Annotated in this window: 1 protein-coding gene; it reads left to right on the top strand. The window is 55.3% G+C overall.

All coding sequences use genetic code 11. The features are described 5' to 3' along the window. Nucleotides 1-1,081: 2-isopropylmalate synthase (locus HW443_RS11670; RefSeq protein WP_176238268.1), on the top strand; the 1,081-nt coding region annotated here is incomplete at both ends.

Here is a 1,081-nt window from a genome sequence, read left to right as displayed (position 1 = left end):
GAAGCGATGTGGACTTTCTCTGCCAGGTCTTTGAGGCCGCCATTGAGGGCGGCGCTACGGTCATAAATGTCCCGGATACCGTGGGCTATGCCATGCCCCACGAATTTGCTGAGCTCATCGATCAGATCCGGAAGAGAGTGCGGGGAATAGATAAGGTTATTCTCAGCGTTCACTGCCATAATGATCTGGGGCTGGCTGTATCCAACTCCCTGGCAGCAGTCCAGCACGGAGCCCAGCAGGTGGAAGTAGCTGTCAACGGTCTGGGGGAGAGAGCGGGCAACGCGGCCCTGGAGGAACTGGTGATGATAATCGATACCCGAGGTATCTATCTGGATGTGCAGACGGATATCAACATCTCGGAGATTGCTCGAACCAGCCACCTGGTCAGCCTCCTGACCGGCTATCCAGTTCAGCCTAACAAGGCGGTGGTTGGCCGCAACGCCTTCGCCCACGAGTCTGGCATTCATCAGGATGGAGTTCTCAAGGAAAGAACTACCTATGAGATAAGGGATCCCCAGAAACTGGGCTTTGTGAAGGGCGAGATCGTTTTGGGAAAGCACTCTGGGAGGCATGCCTTTAGCGAGCGACTGATTCAGCTTGGATATAAGCTCTCTGAGGAAGAGCTGGCCCGGGCCTTTAGCCGGTTCAAGTCTCTGGCTGACCGCAAGGGCGAGATCAAAGACGAGGATCTGGAAGCCATCGTGGCCAACGAGATCAAGATTACCACCGAGCTTTTTAAACTGAATTATTACCAGACCCTTAGCGGTAGTATGGTCAAGCCCACGGCTACGGTGGGGCTGGAGATCAATGGTAGGATGGTGCAGAAAGCTGCCTATGGGGATGGGCCAGTAGATGCCTCTTTCCGGGCGGTGGACGAAATTACTGGGATCAGAGCCAGGCTGGAGAGCTATTCCATTGACGCCGTCACAGCCGGGAAGGATGCTCTGGGAGAGGTAACCGTAGTGGTGGAGGTGGAAGATCTGACCACTATGGGCCGAGGGGTGAGCACGGACATTATCGAGGCCAGCATCCTGGCCTATCTCAATGCCCTGAATCGGGCTGTGGAGAAAAAGCCAGAGCT

It is taken from the genome of Candidatus Hakubella thermalkaliphila (assembly GCF_013281975.1).
GTDB classification, from domain to species: Bacteria; Actinomycetota; Humimicrobiia; order Hakubellales; family Hakubellaceae; genus Hakubella; species Hakubella thermalkaliphila.
The sequence above is the reverse complement of the archived record's forward strand: the minus strand, read 5'-3'. Positions and strand labels throughout refer to the sequence as shown.